The sequence below is a fragment of the Magnetococcales bacterium genome (genome assembly GCA_015231925.1).
Taxonomy (GTDB): domain Bacteria; phylum Pseudomonadota; class Magnetococcia; order Magnetococcales; family JADGAQ01; genus JADGAQ01.
Window position 1 is genome coordinate 1 of sequence record JADGAQ010000046.1, and the last position, 25,253, is coordinate 25,253.

A 25,253-nucleotide genomic window follows, 5' to 3' on the forward strand; every position below is an offset into this window, starting at 1 on the left:
AAGTCAAAGGACAGAACATTTCCTTTTTTTGATACTTAAAAGATAAAATATTGAAAGGCAAAATCGCGTAATCTTCACGGGGGCTGTGGGGAAGGATCCCGCATGGGGGAAAGCAGCAAATTGCAGGGAACATCCGCAGGCTGAGGGTAGTAGATCGGATCGAGATGTTCCAGAATAAAGATCCGGTGACGTGTTCTTTCGAGATCGAGATCGACCTCCCGAGGCATGGTGCAATCTGCGCCTTGGCAACTGACCGGAATAAGACGGATAATCTCATCGAAGGCTTCGATGTGATCTTTAAGGCGTTTCGGGAGTTCATCTCTCAATGTGCGGGTAGTCATCAAGTTAGGACCAAGGTGGTCGATGCCCTGCATGAGACAGGGGATGACCTGTTTAAACCGATCCTCCCCCTCCTTTTGCAACGCCAGACAGCTTTTGACGATGGGCCATGGATTTTCTTCAATCAGAGATAAATCCGGATCGAAGCATTTGTGATCTTGGGATTTGACCATTGCGCCTGGATAGGGTTCGGTACAGTCCTCCTCGTTGGCTAACAAGCCGACCGGAATCAGTAACAGGCCGATGCCAAACACCCAGACAGTGAAGAGCGATTTTAACATGGCGGGTTCAGTCAGGGGCTGACAGGTTGGGCAGCAGGGCGATCTGAACCCTTTTGTTTATTTAAAATGATGATCCTTTTTAATAGGTACTCCAGGATTAGCGCTTTGGAAAAAGGCGCCCCTGAGTCGTAGTCCTTCGAGAATCTTTTGTTGTACACTGTTCCTTCAAAAAAGCGTAAAGAAGCGTCAAACAGCTTTTGCAATACAGGCAAAAAAACCGATAACTCCTGGGGGTTATAAAAGGCGGTCGCCTCTCGAACAACATTGTCCTGAATGCACTTGGCATAGAATTCCCAGTATACAACCTGATACTCGGTCCTCGGGATGTTAGACAAGCAACTATCCTCAACAGCTTTGAACTCTGGAAACTCATCGGGATAAAGGCATGTTGAGACCCCTGTTGAATCGTTTGACATGATTGCCAAGCCCGATACGGGTTGGGAAGGGGGGTTCCCGTAAATCGAGGAGATATTATTGTCCGTCTCAGCAGAAGTTGATTTGGATGCGGAAGGCGAACCCGTTGAAGTTGGCTGTGAAGGCGACTCGCCAATAGCTTCATGAGAAACAAGAAGCGATACGAAACAGATAAGCCAAACCCTGAAAACCGGCCTGGAGGGGATCCTCCAGGCCGGTTGGACAGAACGACTATTTTTTCCGTCGCCGCATAAAGTACTGAATTCGGGGAAAATCCCCCTCGGTTTCTTCATCCTTATTCCAATACTTTCCGCTTTTCTTGGTTTCCGGCAAATCATTATGTTTCTTTTTCAACAATTTGAACCGCCGCTGTCCCAGTTTCTGAAGAAACTCATCCCTCTTGGCTTCATCGATGTTGTTGAGAGCCACGATGGCGTTTGGCTTCAGGATGTCATATTGGTATTCCTCAACATAGTCTGGATTGATATCCTTCAAGCCAGCCTGAATGACCTTGGCGCCATCGCCCATACCGTGCCGGACCAGAGAATCGAGTACGGCGCTTTGAATGGCCGGGTCCTGGATGCATTTCAGGGCTTCGATACCCCCCGCATTGGCAAGAGAGTGGTGTGTAGTGCCAATCAGCATCCTGGCAATCTCATCCGGGGTGGCCTGGCTGCCGAACCGGGACATGTCCACGTTCGTAATATAGCCTTTAGCTATCGCAGCCTGAACGCTATCTGGCTTCAGTCCACCGAAGGCAGTATTGTCGGCCCGTTTTATTTCCTCGTCATCCACAACCTATCCAGGTTTGGTTTTGTGCCAGCGAAAACCTCCCTCCCAGTCCAGGATTTCGCCGTATGTCTTCACCAGGTTTTCAGGCATTCCTTGGTCTCTCAATGCCTGCAAAACGGCATCCCGTTTCTATAGATTGGCGGTTCGATCTCCCTTTTCATTAATATACTCGTTTCCCTTTCCAGGCACAACGGAAACCGAAGGTTGCCACGGCATTGAGGGGTTTGATGTCGAGGTATTGGCATCTGTTGATGAAGATTGGCTTTCCGCAGGTTGTGATGCCGTGTTGGCGGCAAGCACGACGGGTTGATCGGGCGAAGGTTTCGGGTTTGGGGGTTGGTCCCGCTCCGGTGTGGTGGAGCCCCAGGGAGAGGTATCCGCGTTGGAGGTGTTCGGCAGATAGCCGACGGGAAAGTCGACGGTGGTGTTGGGGCTGTTGGCCGCGACCTGAACGCCTTCGGCGGGTTTGTTTTCGCCGTTTATCCAATCGAAAGAGATATCGAAAATCGAAGGCGGTCGCTTTGGCTCGCCGGTGGCATTTCCGGGGCCTTCACCGCCGGACTCTGGGAGACCTACGGACGAAAAAGGGGTTTCGGCGGCATTTTGGGCGGTTGTAAAGTTCGCGGGAAGCCCCCAATCGATGGAAGGGTCGAAAATGGAAGGCTATGTTATCTTTTAAGTATCAAAAAAAAGAAAATGTCTGTCATTTGACGTTATTATTTTTATTAAATATTGCATGGTATACAACAAAAAAGATAATAAACGAAAAATCAAAAGACAGAACATTCTCTTTTTTTGATACTTAAAGGAAAATATTAAAAGTCAAAGGATATATAACCCAAAAAGGCCGCTCCACCGCCAAAAAGGGTTTCCCCTTTCGGGCCAGCGAAGCGGCCTTTGTGTATGTGGCTTGGCACGCCGGAAACCTCAAAGCCGCATCGGGCTGAATCCCATACGATTCAGCCGCCCAGACGACCGGAAGCCCCGGCAGCAACGCCATCCCGTAACCGAGCGCCTACAGCCCTCTCGGATGATACTGCTGATGCACCTGCTTGAGACGCGCCGTGGCCACGTGGGTGTAAATCTCCGTGGTGCTGATGTCGGCATGACCCAGCATCAGTTGCACCGCCCGCAGATCGGCTCCGTGATTGAGCAGATGCGAAGCGAAGGAGTGGCGCAACAGGTGAGGATGCAACGGCTTGGTAATCCCCGCCAGGGTGGCGTAACGACGGATGATGTACCAGAAATTCTGCCGGGTCATCGAACCCCCGCGAATGGAGAGGAACAGCTCCGGAGGATTGCCGGTGCGGACCAGGAAAGGACGCGCCTCCTTCTGATACCGTGACACCAACCCCAACGCCTCCACACCCACGGGAACGAGACGCTCCTTGTCCCCCTTGCCGACAATGCGCACCGAGCCGAACTGATGATCCAGATCCTCCCCTTTCAGAGAGACCAGTTCGGAGACCCGCAGTCCCGCAGCATACATGAGTTCCAACATGGCCGCGTCCCGCAACCCCAGATCGGTGTCCAGATCGGGAGCCTGCAGCAGCGCCTCCACCTCCTCCTCGGTCAACATGGCGGGCAGCTTGCGCACGCCTTTGGGACGCTCCACCAAACGGGTGGGATCTTCGTCGCGCATGCGGTTGACCATCTGGAAGCGGAAGAAGCGCCGCAAAGCCGACATCTTGCGCGACACCGAAGCCGGAGCCAGACCCCGCTGCGCCATGACCTCCAGATAATCCAGCAGCACCGGCCGCTGGGCATCGGCCAGGGCGATGCCCCGACTCTCCAACCAGGCGGAAAAGCCCTCCAGATCGAGACGGTAAGCCTCCAGCGTATTCGGAGAAGCGCCGAATTCCACCAGCAGGTCATCCAGGAATTGTTGAATCAAGGCGTCGTTATTCATGGCTTATGTCGGACTCTTACTCTGACAGAGGGTTTTCCAGTCAGGGGGATGATAGCCTTTCCCCGTTTCTTGGCCGTTTCCAGCGGGGAACCCAACGGGGTCCGCGCCAGAACGACTTTTTGCGCTTCATTCAACAGCACCCCGCCGAAGGGGGCGAACCAACGCTGCCCGGCCTGTTCACAGGCGGGAGCGAATCCGTGCCAACGCTGCCCCATCCAGGGCGGCAGATAGAGAGCGAACCCGGCCTGCCGGGGTTCGAACAGGGCCTCTTCCAACACCCGGCGCACAGCCCCCGGGGTGAAAGCCGTACCACTCGCGAAAGGGGTGGCCTCGCATCGCGCCCACAGCCCCTGCCGGTTGGGAACCACCAGCAGAATCCGCCCCAACGGCTTCAAAACGCGCCAGGCTTCCCGCAAAACCGCATGGGGCTCTTCGACCGCTTCCAGCAGATGGACCAGGATGACCCGATCGAACAGGGCATCCGCGAACGGAAGGGCATCGGCTCGCACCTGGGCGAAACGGTTGCCTTGCACCGGCCAGGGCATCACCCCCATCTCCGCCGGAGAGGCCCCGAATACCTGATCACTCCAGGTCCGGATCCGCTCCAGATAGGGATGGGGATACCCCAGGGTCAGCGTCCGATCCACCGTTGACCGGGAAAGCCACCGCGTCATGGCCGATCCGACCATATCCGCGGCCACCTTGCCCTGTGCGGTGGCATACCAATTTCTCAAACGGGTCGCTTCCAGATTCATGGGATGCGTCGATCCCCGCCCGACACCAGGTGAATTGCTGACTCGTTCGGGGAGTTGCAATCCCCGTTCCAGGATGGGTAAGGGCCGGGGGGTACACGGTTATCGGGAATTCGGCGGTTTCGGAGCGGGTGAAACCCGCCAATTTCCCAACAGCAGTCAACCCGGAGTGGCGGGAACGGTGAAGCGTCGAAGCTTACCAATGGGCTTCGACAAAGGAGAGGACGAACCGGAAGGAGATGCCGCTCCACTCCCCGAAACGGGCATGGCCCCGCAATCGGGCGCGGGTGGTGGCCGGCGAGGCCATGCCGCAGAGAAAGCGGGCCATTTGCCGTGGAGTGGCCAGGGCCGCTTGATTTTCGCCGCGTAAAGCCGCCACCTTGCGGATATCTTCCGCCGAAAAACCCGGTGACACGGCGGGTGGAAGACGCACCCGATTGCGCTTCAGACAATAATCGCAGTGACCGCAGGCCCCCCGCCCCTCTCCGAAATAGTCGAGAAGGAACTGGGTGCGGCAGTCGGTATGCTGCACATAGTTGAGTACCGCGCGAATCCGTTCGATCTCCAGCTCTTCCCGTTTGGCGAAACGGGAACAGAGGGCCAGGCGCAGTGCCTCACGGTTTTGGGGCTGGGAAAGGAGCCGATAACCCTCTCGCACCCCCTGGGCCTGCACGGTCAGATCGCCCTGTTGATCCAGATAGTTGAGCGCCGCCACGATGCGCTCCCGTGGCTGGCCGATGGCACGCCCCGCCTGATGGGCGTCGAGGGAAAACCAGGTGCGTCCCTTCCGGGCCTGGCGGAAGAGTTGCCGCAGAAACTGCGCCCTCTCCCCGCTGTAACGGGAGAGAATCACCTCGGAAGGATGCAACGGCTGGAATTTGAACAAGGCGTAATAGGGACCGGTGGCCTGAAGGATCCCCATGAGTTCCAGATAGGTCAGCAGAGTGGAAACCACCAGGGGGCGCATGTCGTGCCGTTCGGAAAGCTCCGTCATCGACAGGTCGAAACACTCCTCCCCGTCGAGCAACTCCTTCAGCAGGGAAGAGATGGCCTCTTCGGTGGGGGTGTCCCCGTAGGTGAAGTTCTCCAGGGTGATGACATCCGCCGAGCTGGCCAGCAGTTCGCACACCGAGGTCTGCCCATCCCGTCCGGCGCGTCCGATCTCCTGAACATAGCTTTCCAGCCCTTTGGGCAGGTTGTAGTGGATGATGGTGCGGATGTCGGCCTTGTCCACCCCCATGCCGAAGGCGATGGTGGCCACCACCACCACCTCTTCCGAAGTCATGAAGGCATCCTGGATGCGGCTGCGCACCGGGGGCTCCAACCCGGCGTGGTAGGGCATGGCCTTGATGTCGTTGGCGCGGAGGAATTCCGCCACGCTTTCGGCGGTACGCTGCAGGGTGACGTAGACGATGGCCGGTCCGGGAGGAACGCTGCGCAAACGTTGCAGCAGCAGGTTCTCGCGTTTTTCGTTCCGTACCGGCCAGACCGCCAGTTGCAGATTGGGCCGGTAGAATCCGGTCTGCACGATGTCCTCTCCGTGGATGGAAAAGGCGGCGGCGATATCCCGGGCCACCGGGGGAGTGGCGGTCGCCGTCAGGGCCAACACCCGGGGAATGGCGAGATTGCGCGCAAGAGAGGCGATTTTGAGGTAGTCCGGACGAAAATTGTGGCCCCATTCGCTGATGCAGTGGGCTTCGTCCACCGCCAGCATGGAGAGCCGCAGGCGTTTGAGGGTTTGCAGAAAGCGTTCGTTGCCGAAACGTTCCGGCGAGATGTAAAGCAGTTTGATGCGCCCCGCCGACAGGGCCTGCAGGATGCGCCGGTACTCCTCCGCATCCTGGGTCGAATCGAGGCGGGCCGCTTGGACCCCCCGACTGGAAAGAAAGTCGAGCTGGTCCTTCATCAGGGCGATCAGGGGCGAGATCACCAGGGTCAACCCCTCCAGCATCAGGGCCGGAAGCTGGTAACAGAGGCTTTTGCCCCCGCCGGTGGGAAAGATCGACAACACGGAGCGCCCCTGCAGCAGGCGGCGCACCACCTCCCACTGCCCGTGGCGAAAGGCCGGAAAGCCGAAGGTCTCCGCCAGCAGACGGGTGGCCTCCTCCTCGTGATCTGCAGCGGAAAGCGTCCGGGAATGGGTCGTGTTACTCATTTTCAGTTTTTTTCAGAATGCGATTGTGTTAGGAAACGGGTATCAGTATCCGCAAACCGAAGGAGCCCCCAGAAGATGGCACGAGACATTCCCTTCAATTACGACGCCATGGTCGAACAACTGGCGGATGGGGTCTATTTCGTCGACCGGGAGCGCCGCATTCTCTACTGGAACGACGCCGCCGAACGCATTGCGGGCTACTCCCGAAAGGAGATGATCGGCTCACGTTGCGCCGACAACATCCTGGTCCATGTGAACGAGAGCGGGCGCAACCTGTGCGACTCCGGTTGCCCGTTGAGCTTCTGTCTGGAGCGGGAGGAGGCCTGTCACGACTACGACGTCTTCCTGCACCACAAACTGGGGCATCGGGTTCCGGTCCATGTTCGCGCCACCCCCTTGCGGGATGATAGCGGAAAAATCATCGGCGCGGCAGAGGTCTTCACCGATCGCAGCAGTCAGGAGCTGGTGGCCCAGCGGGTGGAAGAGCTGGAGAAGCTGGCTTTCCTGGACGCGCTGACCCGTATCGCCAATCGCCGCTTTCTGGAATACGAGCTGCACAGCCGTCTGGAGGAGTGGCAGCGCATGAAACTGCCCTTCGGCGTCCTGATGATGGATGTGGACCATTTCAAGCGTTTCAACGACACCCACGGCCACGCCCTGGGAGACCGGGTGCTGCAAATGGTGGCGGCCACGCTGCAGGCGGTGGGACGCCCCTTCGACATCTATGGCCGCTGGGGCGGGGAAGAGTTCCTGGGGCTGATCAAAAACGTCAATTCGGCCACCCTCCTGCGTATCGGGGAACGCTGCCGCAGTCAGGTGGCCAGCGCCTTTCTGCAGGAAAACGGACAACTCCTGCAAGTGACCCTCTCCCTGGGCGCCGCCCTGGCCGTGGGAGACGACACGGCGGAGACCATCCTGCAACGGGCCGACCGCTTTCTCTATCGCAGCAAGGCCGAAGGACGCAACCGCATCAGCGGGGAATGATTCCGCCTCAGGCGTCCTGATACACCATTACATTGTGACGACCACCGGCCTTGACCCGATACATGGCCGCATCGGCCCGTTGCAGCAACAGCTCTGCGTCGGAACCATGCCGGGGGAACAGGCTGATGCCGATGCTGACGCCGATGCGGCACTCGACATCCTGAATCAGGAACGGTTCCGCCAGGGCGTGCAGGATCTTCTCCGCCACCGCGACGGCATGTACTTCCGAACCGACATCCGGCAGGATCACGGTGAACTCGTCTCCCCCCATGCGGGCCAGAATATCGGGCTGACGCAGACACTGGCGCAGCCGTTGGGTGGTCTGGCAGAGCAGAATATCCCCCGCGTCGTGACCCAGGGTATCGTTGACCTCCTTGAAACGGTCCAGATCCAGGAAAGCCACTGCCAGAACCTGCCGGGTACGCTGGCTGCGTCGCAACTCCTGCTCCAGATGCTCCCGAAAAAGCAGACGATTGGGCAAGCCGGTAAGGGCGTCGTGGCTGGCCAGGTGCTTGACCTTCTCCTCCACCTGCCCATGCTCCACGATACCGGCCAGAGTGTTGGCCACGGTGGTCAGAAAGGCCTCTTCCTCAAGGTCGCGGGTGTGCTGGGGATCCAGATAGAGGTTCAACACCCCCATCAGGGTATCGCGCATCCGGATGGGAACACAGTAATGACCGTGTGTGGCGACACCCCCATCGGGACGCTCATGGCCGGACGGGGAGTAGAGGATCTCCTGCTCCAGAACCACCCTGCCGCACAAACACTGGCCGGGCTGAACCCGCCGGCAGGGAGCCGTGTGACTCTCCCGAAGCCCCTTTTCCACCACAAGGGTAAGACTGCCGTCCGCTTCCGCCAGGAAAATACACCCCTTATAACTGGCCGAAAGCCAGGGCACCGTCAGGAGGATATCGAGGCAGATTTCCAGTTTGCGCGACAGAGAGAGGGGTTCCAACCCCACCTCCAGCAGCGCCGAAATGGCGATGCGGTTGCTGTAGGCCCGCTGATCCCGCGCTTCCAACTGCCGGCGCACGGAGATGTCGTGGATGATGCCGGTGAAATAGAGCGTGCCCTGGCGGATCCAGGTCGAAAAATGGATCTCGCTGGGAAAGATCTCGCCGCTGGCGCGACGATTGCTGGCTTCCACCACCCAGAAAGCGCCGACCTCCTCATGCCCGGACAGCTCCAGGCGTTCCAACCCCTGTTCGCCCAACCAGCGGAGATCGAACAGACCGATCAGCCCCTGTTGGCGAATATCGCTTTCGGACCAACCAAACATCTCCACTCCACCCCGGTTCCAGAAGTGGATGCGCCCCGCCTGGTCGGTCACCAGAAGGGTATCCCGCAAGGAATCGGACATGGCGCGGAAACGCTGTTCACTCTCTTTCAGGATCATCTCCGCCTGCTTGCGTTCGGAAATGTCCCGCACATGGGCCAGGATGGCCTTTTCGCCCTGGTAAGTGATGATGCTGGAGCTGATCTCCACCGGGATGGGTTGTCCCTCCCGGGTCAGATGCACCCGTTCGAAGATGGCGTACTCCGCCTGACGGAACCGGGCCATCAGGTCGTCGAGATCGTAGTGATATCGGGGATCGTTGAGGTCCATGGGCAACATCTGCAGCAACTCCCGTCGGGAGAAGCCGTAACGTCGCACCGCCGCTTCGTTGACCTCCAGGAAATGGCAGGGGCGGCCTTCCGCATTCATGGCCACCACCCAGACCACATCCCGGGAGCCTTCGAAGAGGGTGCGGAAGCGTTGCTCGCTGGCGGCCAGCGCTTCGGTTCGGGCCTGCAAAGCCTCCTCCCGCTCCACCACCGCCTTGGCCATCTCCTCCAGCGCCGTGGCCACCGCGCCGATCTCATCCGCCTGCTCGCCCTTGGCCCAACGAGCCCGCTCCAGAAAGGCCTCGTCGACCTGATGGTTCTCTCCGAAGGCCTTGGCCGCCTGCCCCAGGTTCATGATGCGCCGCACCATGGACAGGAACCATCCTCCGGAACCCAGCCATAGCAGCAGAAACGTCCCCGAGAAGAGGATCATCCCCGCCTGCCAGATCTCCCGTGGAGAGAAGAGATACCGGTCGTGGTGACGCACCATGAGCCGGGGACTGTTCGGCAGGCTCTCTTCCCAACGCAGACCGATATTCACCTCCCGTTCCGGAATTTCCGTACCGTCCCGGGGCTGGCGTTTCTCCTCCATCTCCTGCTGTCCCACCAGACCGATGGAGCGCGCCACCACCTGCCCCTTCCAGATCAAGGCCAGATCAGTCTCCGGAAAGGCATTTTGAAAGAGCAGGGCGTTGTTCATGGGCCGCAGCAGAAATAGAAAACCCCGACCTTCGGGTTCCAACCAGAGAGGCAGCCGGTATACCCGGAAGAGGACGTTTTCGTACTCCACAAAAAACCAGTTTTCTTTAGAATCGACATCAAATGTTTCTGATAGGTGCAGATCCAGAGTACTGAAGCGAAAAAGAATCTTGCCAGCCCCGTCAGTGATCAGTACGGCGGAAAACAAGGTATCGCTTTCGTAGACCGAGAGCATCTCCCGCAGTCGCAACCAGCGGGTATTGCCATCCTCCGGAATGCGCAGATGCTCGATGGTGGCTTTGAAGCGAATGGCCTGCTCCTGCTGCTGCTGCTCCACCATGTGGATGCGTTCCCGGAAATGGCGCACCAATCGGTTGGCCTGTTCCCGAGAGGCTTGCTCACCGGCCCGGAGCTGGACGAACTCCATCAAACCCGCCACCGCAATGGCCACCAGCAACAGGGAGACCGCGATGCGCCAGGTGGCCTGTCGCAACAAGAACGTTCGTGGCCGGGATGAGGGTGGGGTCATGGTGATCAGTCCCGACTGCCAACCCACCGGTCATCAACCAACAGGTTCATGTTGATGGCCAGCGCCTTGGCATCCTCCGGATTGGACGCATGGAAGAAGGTATCGGTTTCGTTCAACTGGCTGCGGGAAAAGTGGCCATCCTTGCTGAACAGATCGGGATAACGGCGCAGTACCGTCAGGAAGGAGTCCCGTTCGGCGGGGTCGGTGACTCCCAACGCATCGACGATCTGTTCGGGCGAGTGGCTGGCCACCCAGGCCAGGCTGCGTTTCATGATCGCCACCATCCTGGCCGCCAGTTCGGGCGAATGGCGCAGCACATCGGGACGGGTGGCCAGGGCCGCATGGAGAAAACGACCTCCGGGAATCCCCTTGGCCTGCTGCCGGTCCGCCAGATTGATCAGGAAGAAGACCTCCCCTTTTTGCAACAGCCGGGAGGCGAAGGGTTCATCGCCCATGATGGCATCCACGCCTCCGGTTTGGATCAGTGTGGACTGATCCTCCCAGCTCTGTCCGGCGGACAGGATGCGGAACTCCTCCGGCATGACGCCGTTCTGACGCAGAATCAGTTCGGCCAACTGCTGGGAGGTGGTTTTGCTGGTCAGGGAGCTGGTGTTGACCCCGATGATGCGGCCTTTCAGGTCGCCGACCTTGGTGATTTTTTCCCGCAAGGCGGAGCGCACCATCAGGACGAAGAGCGGCGCGTCGTCGACGGCCGCCAGGGTCACCACCTCGCCGCCATTGGCGACCATCGACAGGTGGGCAGGCACCCCGGCCACGGCAAAATCGCTGTTACGTTGCGCAAGCTGCTTCAGTGCCTGCCCCCCTCCTCCCTGATGGAGGAGTTGAACGCGGGCGCCTTCGGCTTTGTCAGCACCGATCAGGGGAATGAGATCCACCGGCAGATAGGAGATATTGCGCGGTCCCGGAACGCTCACCGTAATCCGCAACAGAGAAGCCTCCTCCGCCCCGGCGGAAAAGGCCAGCAACAGAACAAGCCCACAGACCACTCCGAGAAGAGATCGGCCCCATGCCAAATTCATGCCCCCCTCGCCCTTTCTTTTAATTCCAATGTTGTTGCTGACCGCTTTTCGAAGGTTCACTTCGTATGCTATTGTACAGACTTGCTTGGAGGTTGGCATCCGCTTCGTGACGGTTCTTCGGAAAAGACTGGCCCGCTCCCCTGCCGCTATTGGAGACTGCCGTGTTCCATCCCTTTGTACTCATGCCTAACGTACCCCTCCGGGTGGCATGGAATCACCTTGTCTTCCTGGGCATCGGCTGGTTTGCCTTCACGGTTCCTTTCCATCAGGTTCCGGCCATCGGCAACCCCCTGTGGCTGGTGGAAACCAATCTGATGTGGAGCGCCTTTTTCCTGGCGGATATTCTGGCCAATTTGCGCACCGCCTATCTGGAAGACGGCGAATACGTCACCAACCTGGGGATGATCAGCGCCAACTACCGCCGCACCTGGTTGCTGCCCGATCTGCTGGCCACCATTCCCTGGGATGCCATGGCCTATTTCGGGGGATATCCGGAATGGGTTCCCTATCTGGGCCTGTTGCGTCTGGCTTGTCTGACCCAGGTTTTCCGCCTGTCGCGCACCCACACCACTGGACTGCCGCCGACGGTGCATGGCGGGATCATCATCCTGTTGTTCTGGATCTCCTTCGCCATCTGCTGGATTTCCACCGGCTGGCTCTTTCTCAACCCACCCGACGGCAGCCGGCTCATCTCCACGGAGATCATCGAATCCATCTACTGGGCCATCACCACTCTGGCTTCGGTGGGTTATGGCGACATCACCCCCAAAACCGATGGAGCCCGAATTTACGCCGCCACGGTCATGCTGTTGGGGGTCGGCATGTTCGGTTTGGTGGTCGGCAACGCCGTTTCCCTGGTATCGAGCCTGAACGCCCACCGCAACAAGGCCATGGATCGCATCACCCAGTTGGCCGCGCTGTTGCGTCAGTATCCCATGCCCCAGCAACTGAACGAAGAGGTCTCCAGCTACTACCGCCACCTGATGAGCCATCATGAGGACGTGCAGACCGACTTCCTCGGCAAATTGCCGGAAAAGCTGCGGCAACGGATATTTCACCATGTCACCGGCCATCTGCTCAATCAGGTGGAGATATTCAAAGGGGCTTCCGAGGAGTTATTGAAGGATCTGGCCCGCAAGCTCAAGCGGGAGGTCTACATGCCCGGCGAAGAGATCATCCGTGTCGGTGATCCGGGCAACGAGATGTACTTCCTGATTCACGGCACGGCGGCGGTATCGAACAGCGCGGGGGAGTTTCTGGCCAAGCTGCGCATGAACAGCGCCTTCGGAGAGACCGCCCTGCTGTTTGATCAACCCCGCACCGCCACCATCCGGGCCTTGACCTATTGCAGCCTCTTCAAACTGGAAAAAAGCGACTTCTACAACGTCCTCGAACACCACCCGGAGTTCCGCACCCGGCTGCTGGAGATGGCGAAGAGTCGGAGGTAGAAAGACCTCAGGCGATGAGGACGGTATTCCGTCTTCATTGCCCTGTGTACAGATTTTGCACTGTCGGTCGGGCGAATTCACCTCTTGACGGCAAACCAGACCGGAAGCTGTTCTTCCATCCGTATCTCTTCGGACATAGGGGGCTCCGGGGGGACTATAATCCCACCGGACGGCTTCAGGGCAGCGCTGCAGTACTTTTACATTATCTCCTTCACGCCGTGATGCGCAGAGGCCTGAACAGTCGCCTCCATTTCAGGACTATTTCCTCCTATATTCCTTTCCTTATCATTTCCTCCCATGGTATGCTGTCATTTTATCGGCGTCTACGTATAGATACTGAAGGTGAAGCATGTCAGCGGGCAGACAAGCTCTTTGGGTAATCCTCTCCTCCACTGCGGATAGAAAATTAGTTGAGCTAATAAATTATACTTATATTAATAATCCAAAGATGGTTGGATATATTGAAATCGATTCCCTGAAAACGAATCAACGTTTTGATTACCTGTTTGAGGAAGACAAAGCTAAATTTATTATTCTGCTTGTTACAAATAATTTAATTTATACTTCTCCCCAAAATGTTGATAATTTTAATGTATTATTGTCAAATTATCGTTTATCAGACAACTCAATAATACCAATAATTATTGAATCCTGCTCATGGGAACATTCTTGGATCGGTCAATATAAAACATTCCCTCGTAATGGAAAATCCGTCAGTGACTATGACAATAAGCAAGAAGCCTGGTTGGAAGTTGCCAAACACATTGAAGACTTTTCGGGCTATACCCCCCCGTTTCCAAAATTGGTGGAGCAGGAAACAGGAGTGTGGGGTGTTTCCCGCTGGGATGAGGCCGTATGGGGACCAGAACCAACCCTTGCACGCGGCAAAGTCCATCGACCTCCAAAACCAACCCTTACGCGCCAGGAAGAACTGACTCTCGCCTTTCTCCTGGTCCTCGACTCCCAACTGAAACCGGAGACGTTGGTTGATCCCCGTTCCTCCGTAATACAAGAAAAACTGCCACCAAAAGCCAAATCAAACCCATCCGCTTTCCTGGAGGAGTTGAAGCGACGTTACCCCGAGGTCGAACCCTCCCCGCTCTGGCTTGGCTGGGTGCTGGCCGGCGAAACGGTCGCCCCTTCCCCTTCGAAAAGATGACCACACCCTTTCCCCACGACCCCTTGCAGCGGTTAGCCAAGCAGATTTGCCAGGGCAAGGTGGTCTTTTTTATCGGCGCCGGGTTTTCCCTGGATAGTGAAGGCAACTCTGCAAACGAGTTGATCTGTTTTTTGTTGGAACAGTTTTATGAATGCGTCGCTAAACACAACAAAGAATCAATCAAGAAATCCTTTGAGAAGTTTTTCGGATTTGAAGAAAAAACTCCATTCTGGAATAAGGTTACCTCACTCGCCAATAGATACTATGAATTCAATGATTATGTGATTTCGGCCTTCGCCATGATTCACGGAGAATCCAGGGAAAAAGGCAAAGTTGAATTTCTCAACACCATGGGCTTCAAAGACGATGAGGTCATGCGTGGGGGATATCATAACGAGCAATACGACGAAGTGGATCAATGTTACCGCAACCGACTGTTGCCACGCCACCATGTCCTGGCCCGGTTGGCCCGGGAGGGGTTGACTCCCATCCTGATTACCACCAATTACGACATGCTCCTGGAAGGTGCCTATCGCTTGAGCGATATGGAACACGACAAGGAACACGGTTTCACGGTGATCAACAGCCCCCATCGCTTTTTTGAAAAAGGCCATGGCCACCGCACCGCCCTGTTGGCAAAAATTCATGGTTGCGCCTATCGCTACCGCAACGCTTGCGAAAATCCGGAAGAGCTGTCCGAGTATCTGCCCTCCATCGTCTTCACCTATCGGGAAATTCAGAACTGGCGGCAGGATGCTTGGTCCAGAGACTTTCTGCACACCATGCTGCGCACCCGCACCGTGGCTTTTTGTTCCTACAGCGCCATGGACCCGGTCATTCACGACACCTTTCGCAACGTCTACGAGGAACTGGCCCGGTACCGCCTCAAGTCCGCTGCCACAATTTCCGAAAACGAGGTTCCCGCCTTCATCTTCGATGGCAAGGAAAACTTCCACGGGCTGGAGATCCTTCGCGCCGCCAGCCAGGCGGTGGGCTACTCCTTTCCCGATATCACAACTCATGACAATTTCGTCCCTTTTGCCTTCAAAAGTGCCGGCCCCTCCTGGCCCTTGATCGACCATCTCTTCCAATGGCTCTACCATCTCACCATGCGAGAGCAACAGAAGGAATTTCTGCACCGGAAAGCCCACACCCTGGGTGGCATCCTGGGCCATCCTCCCGGTGAAGATCAAACCGGTGCTTTGCAGCGCAACTTTCAAACACTGATCGACTGGGAAAACCAGTGCGCCGAATGTGGAGACTTTTCCCAGACCTCCCTGGAGGAATTCACCTCCTGGAGTGAACATTTCCACCGACTCTTCTTGCGGGAGATGAAACTGGCCAGCAACATCACCTCGGAACTTTCCAGCCACGACGACCGCCGCTGGCCACTGAAACATGTCGCTCTGAACGATCATCCCGCCTGGGCGTTGTGGGCCTTGGTGGTGGAGATAGCCTTGCGACGCATGGCCGCTGATTGGGCGAATAAAAAGGTTTTTTGCTCAATGCGCCTGTGCCTCAGCCGGAAGTCCGGTCTGCCCACGGTGGAGTGCTCCCGGATGGGCGACCACGGTCCGGAAATTCTGAGGATTCAAATCACCTTCGGCGCGCAGGAACGCCTCTCGCCCCGCCACCACCCCTCGGGAGCCCCAACGCGACAGTTACTTTGGTCCCTTTCGATTCCAGGTTTGTCACAGTCTCTTCGCGCCCCTGGCAATCGGAATCCGGATGTCGAAACCCTGTGGCGCTGGGCCTGGTACCCGGAGGATCGGCTTCACTCCCTGCCTCGTTTCCTGGCAATCCCATGACCACCATCGATATCCTCCGTGATCACTTGTTGAGTCTGGGTGTCCAGGTACTCCCCTCCGCCATCGACGAGTGGAAAACGGCTGGTTTTCTGGAACATCCCAAACTGGAATGGGCCAACCACTTCTCTGCGGAATGCGACCTCTTCGTTTGTGACGCAGAACTCGGCTGCCTTGGCTTCGTCATCGACGTGACCACCCTTACTGCCCAGACGATCAAAACCCGCCTCCGCAAACAGGTGAATCAGGCAGCCTATGTGCGCCATCTGCTCCTTTCCCGCTTGAAGGAGGGAGAGGAACTGCCCCTTTCGGTCGATCTGGTTCTGCTGCTTAAACCGAATGCAATGCCTTCTGTGGCGTCAACGCTACAGGAGATGGCCCGAACGGGAGACCAGATGTATGCCATCGGCATAAACCTGCTTCCCATTAATGAGGGCGGTTTAGAGACGGGGGATTTTACCCGGGCCTTTTCCTGGCTGCTGCTGGAAACCCGAAGCTGGTTCAATACGTTATCGAGTAACGGCAGCCTTTCCGACTTTAAATTGACTCTGGAAAATTACCGGGCCATCCAGAAACGTTCCTTGACCTTTACCCGCACGAACCGGGACTTGAAACTGGTCTACGGTCGCAACGGCACCGGAAAAAGCACCTTGACGGAGAGCCTGGAGTTGCTGTTGACGGGCAGAGTGGAGCGGCTGGATCGGGACAAAACGGCGCACCCGCTTCTCGACGCGATCCGTTCCCAATCGAACCTCGCAGCCGAACCCAAAATCCGCCTCGGTACAATGCACGTTACCGTCACCAAGACAGGCCTGAAGCCCCCTCCAAAAGTAACCCTCCCTTCTGCAGCAGCTTTTCGGCTGGACCAGGTGGTGATGAACCGTCTGGCCATCATGGGGGATACCGAGCGGGCCAAGGTATTGCTGGAGGCCTTTTTCCCGGAGGCCACGACTCTGGTGGAGCAAAACACAACCCTCCGGGAACGGCAGAAGAACCTCCTTTCCGTGCTTCAAGAAAAGCCTCCGCAAAGCCTGAGCGAATGGGAAATACTGCTGCCCCTGAATCAGCAGCATTTGATCAATCTGCGTCCGGCTTCTCCAGGCATCGTGCAATTTCAAGCCGAATGGCGACGGAAAGTGGAGCATGCAGACTTCAACGATCAAAAACGCATCGTATCCAGTTTGGTCGATACCCTGAAAATCCTCAAAGAGGAGGCCGACTCCTCCCCCACCCTGCCCCAAAGCCTGCAACGCATCGTGGCCGCCATGACCCGCCTCAAGGACTGGCAGCCAACCAGGGCCACCACCGATAATAAGGACCGGGCCACCCTATTGAACAACTGGTTGGAAGCCGTGGTTCTGGCCGACCTGGCCCAAAAACGCCATGTCGTCGCCGCCACCCTGGTGCAGGCCAAGAAGCAACGCTGGCAAAACAGCACCGGCGAAAGCTGGCTGGAGCCGGAAGAAAACGCCGACCATTGGCAACAACTCCGGAATAAATACCGAGACCAGGAAACCCAAGCCTTTTCCAACTTGCAAACCCTGCAAACCTTGCCAAAAGCCCAAGGCAAAACAACGTCACCCCCCTACCTGTCCGCCGACGAGGTTGCCGCCCTGGATCAACTGGGACGCTGGGCCCTCACTCCGGAAGAACGAAAAAGCCTGCCCGGCCTGGGACAACTCGTCCAGGATGCCATTCGCACAAATTCGGTCAGATCCGTCAGTTCCAACCTTTCCATCGGTGGCAAGGGCTGGACGGATGGATTCAGGAGTGTCGCCGAAGCGGTATTGGCTCTGATCCGTTGCTCCACGGAGGAACTCCATCGGATCACGGACTATTTGGACAATCGGGAAAGCCTGGAAAAATCGGACCAGCAAGTCAACGATCTCTTCTATGCCAACGTGTTGGAGTTGCAAAAGCCGCTGAACGAATTGATGGCTCTGATGACCCCGGCCCGGTGGGCCTACAACGATCTGCGCCTGCAACGCAACGCCGACAATACCCTGGGGTTGGCCGATGGAAAGGAGGGACTGCGGGCCGATCTACGCCTCAACACCGCCGAGTTGAACCTCTTCACCCTAGTGCTCTTTCTGCTCCTGGCGCCCCGAGTTGAGAAAAATCACCTGAAACTCATGGTGCTGGACGATCCGCTGCAAAACATGGACGAACACACCGTGGTCGCGCTGGCCCGAGGTTTAACCCGCTACCGGCGTCTGTTGCCCAACGGCTGGGATATGCTGCTGCTCTTCCACGGAGAGGACGACATGCTGCGCTTTCGCCAGGAGGCCCCGGTCACCGTGTTTCGCCTGCCCTGGATGAATCCGGTAAACACGGTGAACAGTGAAAAAGAAATTGAAAGCGATGACTCTCTCAGCGTTAAAGCGCGTGTCTTTCAGTCGCTTAAGGAACACGTGCGATATCAATAGCAGGGATGGGGGGGCTACCCTGGACCCGCCGGAAGGGATAATCCCCCTGAACGCCCGTAAGACCGGAAAAGATCAGAAAAGCAGGTAGGGTGCAACTTTTTGTTGGGTCAAGGGCAATGACCAGCCCTGATTCGCCGCCATGGCCTGCAAAGAGACGAATTCCGCCCGCGCCACCCCTGCCGCCAACACCACGTCCAGCTCCCCCCAGGGAGTGGTCACCCTGGACTTGCGGCGCGGCAGAATCCATCGAGGCACAATCTGCACCCGCACTCCCAGCGTGGTGGTATGGCTCAGCACAATCTCCGCCAGCGCCTTCTCCAGGGAAACCGGGCCCACCACCTCCAGCCGCACGCCGGGACGACCCTTCTTCATGGTCAACGGCAACAACGCCACATCCAAAGCACCCGCCTGCAGCAACCGCTCCCACAGGGGACCGTACCACTCGGGATTCATGTCATCCACATGGGTGGTCAACACCACCACCTCATCCCGCAGCAATCCGCCCGCATCGCTCCCCATCTCCTGAGCCAGCAGACGCAAGGCATTGGCCCGACCCGCCACCTCCCGGCGACCCAATCCACAACCCACCCGGTCAAGTCCCGTCAGCCCGCTCGCCCCGTAACGCGATACGATGCCCGACAGAATGGCCACCCCGGTGGGTGTGGCCATCTCCCCGGCAACCGCATCCCCCAACAGGGGAATGCGACAGCGGCGGATCAACTCCGCCACCGCCGGAGCCGGAACCGGCATGACCCCGTGCTGACCACTTACCGTGCCGCTGCCCGTCAACAGGGGGGAGGCCGTCACCTCCGCAATCCCCAACCGCCACAAGCCGAAGGCCGCGCCGCAAATGTCCACGATGGCATCCACCGCGCCCACCTCGTGGAAATGAACCTCCTCCGGCGGAATGCCGTGTACCGCACCCTCCGCCTCCGCCAGCAGCCGGAAGATGGCCAGCGACTTCTCCTTGACCGCCTCCGGCAGCCGCGATGCCCCGATGAGATCGGCAACTTCCAGCCAGCGCCGATGGTGGTGATGGTGATCTTCCTCGTGGTGGTGAGAAGCGTGGTGCCCCTCTTCGATCACCTCCACCCGCAGACCGCTCATCCCTCCCCGACGCTCGCGAGAGACCTGCAACCGCCACGGAGGCAGAGGCAGGCTTTGCAGCGCTTCGACCAGAACCTGCTGCTCCAGTCCGAGATCGAACAGCGCCCCCAGGAACATATCCCCGGCAATACCCGCCGACAGGTCGAGATGCAGTCTCAAAGCCATAACCACACCATCCACAATGAGGCCGGAACCGCCACCAGCGCCCCATCCCGCCAGGAGACCTCACGCGACTTGCGCCACAAACCGAGATGGGGTATCTCCCGCGAAAAACCCCGGGAGAGCAGCGACTCCTCCTGAAAACGCACATCCGCCGTCAACGACAGCAGAAAGCCGTCCAGAAGCCGCACCCACCCTTGCAAGCGCCCCATCCAACCCTCGTCGGGCCGGGAGGCCCCCCAACGCAAGGTCAGCGATTCCCGCACTTCCAGCAACCGAGCCGTCAATCGGGGCACCATGGCCATGGCGATGGCCAGCCGGCGCAGAAAGCCGTTCCACACCTCGCGCAACCGCCCTTCTCCCTCCAACCGCAGCAAGCCCGCCAACTCCCAGGCCGAGGTGGAGCGCCCCAGAGCAAAGGCCAGCAACATCAGCAACACCAACTGCCAGCCCTGTTGCCAACCCCGTTCCAGCCCTTCACGGGTCGGACTCCAGGCCCAGTCGACCCACCACAGATGGCCGGGCGTCATCCAACCGTGCAGCAGGAAGATCATCAGGAAAAACCAGCGCGCGCGCCACAACAGCCGCATCACCTGCCAGCGCCCCTTGCCCAGAACCCGCAACACCCAGGCGGCCAGACCCACGGCCACCAGCAGCCATATCAGGGAGGAGCCCAACGGCCACAAAACCACCTGTCCCGTCATCAACACAAACGCTGCCAGTTTGGCTCCCGGATGGCACCGCTCCAGAAATCCCACGTTCCGCTCCTCGTATCTGTTCCGCCGTATCTGTTCAGGTATAACGGGGGTTCGGGGGGGATTATCCCCCCGACGGGTCCAGGGCAGCGCCCTGGGACTCTTGCTGTTGACTTCCAACCCCATGGGGTCCAGGGGGCACCCCTGGGACTATTCCTTTGACCTTTAATCCTGGCTCGCCCAGCTGCCGATTCGCTCTGCGGGAGCCTTTACCCGAGACCCAAGAGCGGGCCCGCGATCGGTCATGCCATTCAAGGACGCGCTTCCGGTTGATCCAGTATCAAGCGCAGACGAAATACCGGTTCACCGCTCTCCTCATCCGCCAGCGCAGGGGAAAAGGCTCCGTTGCGCGGGGGTTCGGCCACCGGTGTCGAGGCCTGTCCCAAGCCTTTCCAGACGGGCTCGGACCCCTCCTCGTCGGAAAAATGCAGCACCATCTCCCCCAACATCCCCGAAGAGGCCGCGACGGGCTCCTCACGGGGCGTTTCTTCCACCCGAGGGGTCGCCGGTCCTTCGTCCAGAGAAAGCACCAGCTCCCCTCCCGCCGACATCTCTTCCTCCAGCGGCATATCCTCTTCCTGGATCAGATCGGCTTCCGCCACTTCATATTCCACGGCGGAACTCTCTTCTTGCGGATAGCCGTCCAAACCCTCCTCAAGGAGAGCCACCTCCGCAACCGGCTCCACCTCATCCCAGGGGGCCTCTTCGTCTTCCGGCTGCCATCCCGAGCTTTCGCCCGTCACTTCGTCCCCTTCCAGGACAAACCCTTCTTCGGAACCCGCATCCGATTCGACGGCAAACTCTTCTTCCACTGGATAATACGCTTCCCCGGAATCGTCCTCCCCGGCGACAGCAACCTCGTCCCCGGAATCAACCGCCTCTTCAATCGCCTCCTGCAGCGAGAAGCCCGGCTCCTCCTCTGCAACCGTCTCTTCCTTCTCCTCGGCACGCCAGTCGCTCTTCCAGGCCAGAACGCGGCTCGGCTCCGCTTCGACGGCGGACTCTTCGACCACAGGCTCTTCAACCGGTGGCGCAGGCGCCCAGGAGACCTCTCCCGAGGCACTGTTCTCCTCGAAGGAGGGCTCCTGTTTCTCCTCGGCAACCGAGGCGAATACCGGCGGCGGTCCCACTTCAACGGCAGGTTCCGGAGCTGCCGACAGGCTTTCCGCTACCGGCATCGGTTCCGTGACAACCGATGCCAGAACCGCCACGGCCGGAACCGCCGCCACCGGAACAACCGGTGGTGGCGGAGCCGGTTCAACCGGTGCGGCTGCCCTGGCGGGGCCCGGCGGTTTCGGTGGCGTCTCTCCCGGAATGATCACCGTGCGGCTTTTGCCGAGAAACGGCAAAAACCGACGCCAATCGCCCAACTCCAGCTTGCGGGAAAAATCGATCTTGCCGGGAAACGTCATCTTGCCGGGAAACGTCAACCTGCCGGGAAGGTGAAACCTCCCCGCAAGGCCCGATTTGACGGAAGGACTCACCGCGGGCGGCGCACTGGCTACAGGCGTTTTATGCAATCGCTGCCAAACCGACACCGCCCCCAGGATCACCACCAGCAGACCGGCCAGCCACAGAGGCAGATCACCCTCCAGCAGACCGGCCCAGTTGAACTCCCCGGCGGTCTTGGGTTTCAAACTCTGCTCCAGGATGGTCAGACGAGCCTGAACCAGCGCCGGTGGAGCCGCCTTGAGAGACTCTTCGATCTTGTCCACCCGGGTACTGAGGGTGTTCAGCCGTTTTTTGTCCCGTTCCCGCTTGTCATCCAGGTCGGAGAGCTTCTCGCCCTGTTTCCGGCTGGTCTCTTCCAGTGTGGCCACAGTCTCCGGAAGCTTTTCGAGGCCCGCCCAAACGCCGGAAACCTTGAGTTTAGCCTCGGCCGCCTTGGCCGTCGTTTTGGCCGTTTCGGCAGGCGGCGCTTTGGCTTCGGAGGCCGTGGCCGGCAGCGGTGCGGGCACCTCGGCGACAACCGCCTTGGGCTTACGGGCCGGTGGCGTCCGGTTTCCGGCAGGAACGGGCCAGGAAGACGTGGACAGATTCTGCTGATCGACGGACGGCGGAACGGCCAGGCGGGGACCGGCGCCGATCACGGTTCCGGCAGATTCCGTCAACATGACCGGATAATGGCGCAGATTGGCCCCATGACCGACGGAAGCCTTGACCAGCAGATTGAAAAAGGGATCCCGGAGGGGTTGCACGCTGCTGACGCGCAGAAAACGTTCGCCTCCCTGCCCGGCCAACTCCAGACGCAGGCCGTCCACCATCTGGGGACGGTGGAAACCGCTTTTGGCATAGTCGGCGACATCCCCCACCACGAGACCCAGACCGGCTTCCGAATCCCCCGTTTGAAAGTCGAGGGGAATCGTCGCCGAGAAGGGTTCTCCCAAACGGCTTTCGATCCGCATCGGCCCCAGATGCAACGCCAGACCCGTCCGGCTCCAGAAGAGAACCAGAACGAGGCCGGTAATAAAAAGAAGCCATGTGGACTTCGGGCTTTTCATCGCTTTCCCGTGGCAAGGCAAAGGATCGAGAGGGCCAAGAGAGCATCTCTTCGCCATCCTTTGCAATTTTTATACCTTGGCTTGGAAAAACGGGGAACCGCAAAGAAAGCGTTGCGGCGGAACCCGTAAGGAAACCGCCGCAACGCTGTTGGAAAAGATTCAGATAAGACCGCCCGCAATCAGGGCTTCGGCAATCTGCACCGCGTTCAAAGCCGCGCCTTTGCGCAGATTGTCCGCCACCACCCAGAGATTGAGCCCGTTGTCGATGCTCTCATCCTGACGAATGCGGGAGACGAAGGTGGCATCGGTACCGCTGGCCTCCTTGGGAGTCATGTAGCCCCCCGGCGTGGTCGTGTCATCCAGAACCACAACCCCCGGAGCCCCGGCAAGAATTTCCCGGGCCCGTGCCACGGTGAGATGTTTTTCAGTCTCGATGTTGATCGATTCGGAGTGGCAGTTCATCACCGGCACCCGCACCGCAGTCGCCGTCACCCGGATATCGGGATCGAGGATCTTGCGGGTTTCGTTGACCATCTTCATCTCTTCCTTGGTGTAACCGCTTTCCAGAAAGACATCGATCTGCGGCACCAGGTTGAAAGCGATCTCCTTGGCGAACTTCTTGGGCGGCACCGGTTTCCCCCCCGGCAGATAGACCGCGCGGGTCTGCTCGAAAAGCTCGTCCATGGCCTCTTTGCCCGCTCCCGAAACCGCCTGATAGGTGGAAACCACCACCCGGCGGATGGTCGCCGCATCGTGCAACGGCTTCAATGCCACCACCATCTGAATGGTGGAGCAGTTGGGATTGGCAATGATGTTCTTTTTGCGAAAATCGGCCATATGGTGCGGATTGACCTCCGGAACCACCAGAGGCACATCGGGATCCATGCGGAAAAACGAGGTGTTGTCGATGACCACACAACCCGCCGCCGCCGCTCGCGGCGCATGCACCGCCGAAACCTTGGCCCCCGGGGAAAAAAGCCCGATCTGGCAACCGGTGAAGTCGAAGGTCTCCAGATCCTTTACCACCACATCCCGGCCCCGGAATTCGATGTGGTTCCCAGCCGAACGGCTGGAGGCCAGAAGGTGCAGCTCTCCGACCGGAAAGTTGCGTTGTTCGAGGGTGCGGAGCATCTCCCGACCCACATTACCGGTTGCTCCCACTACGGCCACATTGAAAGTACGCATGCCCGCCTCATCCGAATTCGTGCAAAGAGCCAATGATCACACCACCGCCAGAGCCGCTACCACCGCATCGCCCATGGCGCGCGTTCCCACCTGATTCATGCCCGGCTGCATGATATCCGCCGTGCGATAGCCCAGATCCAGTACCCGCATCACCGCCCGTTCCAGATGATCCGCCTCTGCGGGCATCTCCAGGGTGTAACGCAGCATCATGGCCACCGAGAGGATGGTGGCCAGCGGATTGGCCAACCCCTTGCCGGCAATGTCGGGTGCTGAACCGTGAATCGGCTCGTAGAGGGCGTAACGATCCCCCAGGGAGGCCGACGGCAGCATGCCGATGGAACCGGTCAGCATGCTCGCCTCGTCGGAGAGGATGTCACCGAACATGTTGGTGGTCAGGATCACGTCGAACTGGCGGGGATTGCGGATCAACTGCATGGCCGCGTTGTCGACGTACATGTGACTCAGGGCGATATCGGGGAATTCCGCCTGCTGGACGGCGATGACCACCTCGCGCCACAGCTCCGTGGCCTCCAGCACGTTGGCCTTGTCCACGGAACAGACCTTGCCCCGGCGCTTGCGCGCCACCCGGAAGGCGGACCGGGCCACCCGCTCGATCTCGGCGGTGGTGTAGGTCAGGGTGTTGATACCCTTGCGGCTGCCGTCGGGAAGGGTCTCCACACCGCGCGGTTGGCCGAAATAGATGTCGGCGGAGAGTTCGCGCACCACCATGATGTCGATGCCGGAAACCACCTCCGCTTTCAGGGTGGAGGCGTCCGCCAACTGGGGAAAGACCTGGGCGGGGCGCAGATTGCAGTAAAGATCCAGGCTCTTGCGAATACCCAGCAGGCCCCGTTCCGGACGCACCGCATAAGGCAGGGACTCCCACTTGGTGCCCCCCACGGCGCCCAGCAGCACCGCATCCACCGCCAGGGCCCGTTCCAGCGTCTCCGGAGGAAGCGGATTGCCGGTGGCGTCGTAGGCCGCGCCGCCGATCAAGCCCTCTTCCATGACCAGACGCATGCGCCCCTGGGCCATGTACCATTCCAGCACCTTGCGGGCCTCGGCCACGATTTCGACGCCAATGCCGTCACCCGGCAACAACAGAATCGATTTTTCCACCATTACCCACTCTCCAAAATCGCATCTATCCAGGAATACGGGGGTTCGGGGGGGGATTATCCCCCCCGACGGGTCCAGGGCAGCGCCCTG

Annotated in this window: 18 protein-coding genes; 5 read left to right on the forward strand and 13 right to left on the reverse strand. The window is 58.9% G+C overall.

Annotated features, from left to right (window positions below):
- Positions 1–74 precede the first annotated feature (74 nt).
- The 6 genes from HQL56_07250 to HQL56_07275 form a co-directional block, all read right to left on the reverse strand.
- Positions 75–620: a hypothetical protein gene (locus HQL56_07250; protein ID MBF0309307.1), complete on the reverse strand. Its 546-nt coding sequence runs from the start codon at positions 618–620 to the stop codon at positions 75–77.
- A gap of 11 nt (positions 621–631) precedes the next feature.
- The gene (locus tag HQL56_07255; protein MBF0309308.1) at positions 632–1,036 is read right to left on the reverse strand and encodes a hypothetical protein; all 405 of its coding nucleotides are present in this window, start codon (positions 1,034–1,036) and stop codon (positions 632–634) included.
- 229 nt (positions 1,037–1,265) lie between these two features.
- On the reverse strand, positions 1,266–1,829 hold the full coding sequence (locus HQL56_07260; GenBank protein ID MBF0309309.1) for a hypothetical protein: 564 nt from the start codon (positions 1,827–1,829) through the stop codon (positions 1,266–1,268).
- 1,012 nt (positions 1,830–2,841) lie between these two features.
- Positions 2,842–3,735 (reverse strand): site-specific tyrosine recombinase XerD, encoded by an 894-nt coding sequence (xerD, locus tag HQL56_07265; protein ID MBF0309310.1) that lies wholly within the window; start codon positions 3,733–3,735, stop codon positions 2,842–2,844.
- Positions 3,732–4,490 carry a class I SAM-dependent methyltransferase gene (locus HQL56_07270; protein ID MBF0309311.1) on the reverse strand — a complete coding sequence of 253 codons (759 nt, stop codon included), beginning with the start codon at positions 4,488–4,490 and terminating at the stop codon, positions 3,732–3,734. The genes xerD and HQL56_07270 overlap by 4 nt, the downstream gene beginning before the upstream one ends.
- A 193-nt stretch (positions 4,491–4,683) precedes the next feature.
- Entirely contained in the window at positions 4,684–6,642 is a 1,959-nt protein-coding gene (locus HQL56_07275) for a RecQ family ATP-dependent DNA helicase (protein ID MBF0309312.1), read from the reverse strand.
- A gap of 75 nt (positions 6,643–6,717) precedes the next feature.
- On the opposite strand from HQL56_07275, the gene HQL56_07280 reads away from it, so the two are divergent.
- Positions 6,718–7,626, forward strand: coding sequence for a sensor domain-containing diguanylate cyclase (locus tag HQL56_07280; GenBank protein MBF0309313.1), 909 nt, complete (start codon positions 6,718–6,720; stop codon positions 7,624–7,626).
- A gap of 7 nt (positions 7,627–7,633) precedes the next feature.
- Here HQL56_07280 and HQL56_07285 read toward each other — a convergent pair whose 3' ends face one another.
- Both HQL56_07285 and HQL56_07290 read right to left on the reverse strand, forming a co-directional pair.
- Entirely contained in the window at positions 7,634–10,459 is a 2,826-nt protein-coding gene (locus HQL56_07285) for a diguanylate cyclase (GenBank protein MBF0309314.1), read from the reverse strand.
- A gap of 5 nt (positions 10,460–10,464) precedes the next feature.
- Positions 10,465–11,499, reverse strand: a complete 1,035-nt coding sequence (locus HQL56_07290; protein MBF0309315.1) for an ABC transporter substrate-binding protein — start codon at positions 11,497–11,499, stop codon at positions 10,465–10,467.
- A gap of 203 nt (positions 11,500–11,702) precedes the next feature.
- On the opposite strand from HQL56_07290, the gene HQL56_07295 reads away from it, so the two are divergent.
- The 4 genes from HQL56_07295 to HQL56_07310 all read left to right on the forward strand — a co-directional run bounded on the left by HQL56_07295 (position 11,703) and on the right by HQL56_07310 (position 18,337).
- Complete coding sequence (locus HQL56_07295; GenBank protein MBF0309316.1) at positions 11,703–12,947, forward strand: cyclic nucleotide-binding domain-containing protein; 1,245 nt, start codon at positions 11,703–11,705, stop codon at positions 12,945–12,947.
- Positions 12,948–13,296: 349 nt separating this feature from the next.
- Positions 13,297–14,106 carry a hypothetical protein gene (locus tag HQL56_07300; GenBank protein ID MBF0309317.1) on the forward strand — a complete coding sequence of 270 codons (810 nt, stop codon included), beginning with the start codon at positions 13,297–13,299 and terminating at the stop codon, positions 14,104–14,106.
- Between the two features lie 281 nt (positions 14,107–14,387).
- Positions 14,388–15,914 (forward strand): SIR2 family protein, encoded by a 1,527-nt coding sequence (locus tag HQL56_07305; GenBank protein MBF0309318.1) that lies wholly within the window; start codon positions 14,388–14,390, stop codon positions 15,912–15,914.
- Complete coding sequence (locus tag HQL56_07310; protein ID MBF0309319.1) at positions 15,911–18,337, forward strand: AAA family ATPase; 2,427 nt, start codon at positions 15,911–15,913, stop codon at positions 18,335–18,337. Before HQL56_07305 ends, HQL56_07310 begins: the two co-directional genes overlap by 4 nt.
- 72 nt (positions 18,338–18,409) lie before the next feature.
- On the opposite strand, the gene larC is transcribed toward HQL56_07310, so the two are convergent.
- The 5 genes from larC to leuB all read right to left on the reverse strand — a co-directional run bounded on the left by larC (position 18,410) and on the right by leuB (position 25,166).
- Positions 18,410–19,609 carry a nickel pincer cofactor biosynthesis protein LarC gene (larC, locus tag HQL56_07315; protein ID MBF0309320.1) on the reverse strand — a complete coding sequence of 400 codons (1,200 nt, stop codon included), beginning with the start codon at positions 19,607–19,609 and terminating at the stop codon, positions 18,410–18,412.
- Positions 19,600–20,361, reverse strand: coding sequence for a hypothetical protein (locus HQL56_07320; GenBank protein ID MBF0309321.1), 762 nt, complete (start codon positions 20,359–20,361; stop codon positions 19,600–19,602). Before HQL56_07320 ends, larC begins: the two co-directional genes overlap by 10 nt.
- Before the next feature lie 248 nt (positions 20,362–20,609).
- A complete protein-coding gene (locus HQL56_07325) occupies positions 20,610–22,859 on the reverse strand; it encodes a hypothetical protein (GenBank protein MBF0309322.1) in 2,250 nt (749 codons plus the stop codon).
- Positions 22,860–23,018: 159 nt separating this feature from the next.
- Positions 23,019–24,044 (reverse strand): aspartate-semialdehyde dehydrogenase, encoded by a 1,026-nt coding sequence (locus HQL56_07330; protein MBF0309323.1) that lies wholly within the window; start codon positions 24,042–24,044, stop codon positions 23,019–23,021.
- A 36-nt stretch (positions 24,045–24,080) separates the two neighbouring features.
- The gene (gene leuB / locus HQL56_07335; GenBank protein MBF0309324.1) at positions 24,081–25,166 is read right to left on the reverse strand and encodes a 3-isopropylmalate dehydrogenase; all 1,086 of its coding nucleotides are present in this window, start codon (positions 25,164–25,166) and stop codon (positions 24,081–24,083) included.
- Positions 25,167–25,253 lie beyond the last annotated feature (87 nt).

What these genes read in the sequence shown, in the direction of transcription:
- HQL56_07250 (MBF0309307.1), bottom strand. Translation starts at nt 620, where the DNA reads ATGTTAAAATCGCTCTTCACTGTCTGGGTGTTTGGCATCGGCCTGTTA.
- HQL56_07255 (MBF0309308.1), bottom strand. Translation starts at nt 1,036, where the DNA reads ATGTCAAACGATTCAACAGGGGTCTCAACATGCCTTTATCCCGATGAG.
- xerD (MBF0309310.1), bottom strand. Translation starts at nt 3,735, where the DNA reads ATGAATAACGACGCCTTGATTCAACAATTCCTGGATGACCTGCTGGTG.
- HQL56_07270 (MBF0309311.1), bottom strand. Translation starts at nt 4,490, where the DNA reads ATGAATCTGGAAGCGACCCGTTTGAGAAATTGGTATGCCACCGCACAG.
- HQL56_07275 (MBF0309312.1), bottom strand. Translation starts at nt 6,642, where the DNA reads ATGAGTAACACGACCCATTCCCGGACGCTTTCCGCTGCAGATCACGAG.
- HQL56_07280 (MBF0309313.1), top strand. Translation starts at nt 6,718, where the DNA reads ATGGCACGAGACATTCCCTTCAATTACGACGCCATGGTCGAACAACTG.
- HQL56_07285 (MBF0309314.1), bottom strand. Translation starts at nt 10,459, where the DNA reads ATGACCCCACCCTCATCCCGGCCACGAACGTTCTTGTTGCGACAGGCC.
- HQL56_07290 (MBF0309315.1), bottom strand. Translation starts at nt 11,499, where the DNA reads ATGAATTTGGCATGGGGCCGATCTCTTCTCGGAGTGGTCTGTGGGCTT.
- HQL56_07300 (MBF0309317.1), top strand. Translation starts at nt 13,297, where the DNA reads ATGTCAGCGGGCAGACAAGCTCTTTGGGTAATCCTCTCCTCCACTGCG.
- HQL56_07310 (MBF0309319.1), top strand. Translation starts at nt 15,911, where the DNA reads ATGACCACCATCGATATCCTCCGTGATCACTTGTTGAGTCTGGGTGTC.
- larC (MBF0309320.1), bottom strand. Translation starts at nt 19,609, where the DNA reads ATGGCTTTGAGACTGCATCTCGACCTGTCGGCGGGTATTGCCGGGGAT.
- HQL56_07325 (MBF0309322.1), bottom strand. Translation starts at nt 22,859, where the DNA reads ATGAAAAGCCCGAAGTCCACATGGCTTCTTTTTATTACCGGCCTCGTT.
- HQL56_07330 (MBF0309323.1), bottom strand. Translation starts at nt 24,044, where the DNA reads ATGCGTACTTTCAATGTGGCCGTAGTGGGAGCAACCGGTAATGTGGGT.
- leuB (MBF0309324.1), bottom strand. Translation starts at nt 25,166, where the DNA reads ATGGTGGAAAAATCGATTCTGTTGTTGCCGGGTGACGGCATTGGCGTC.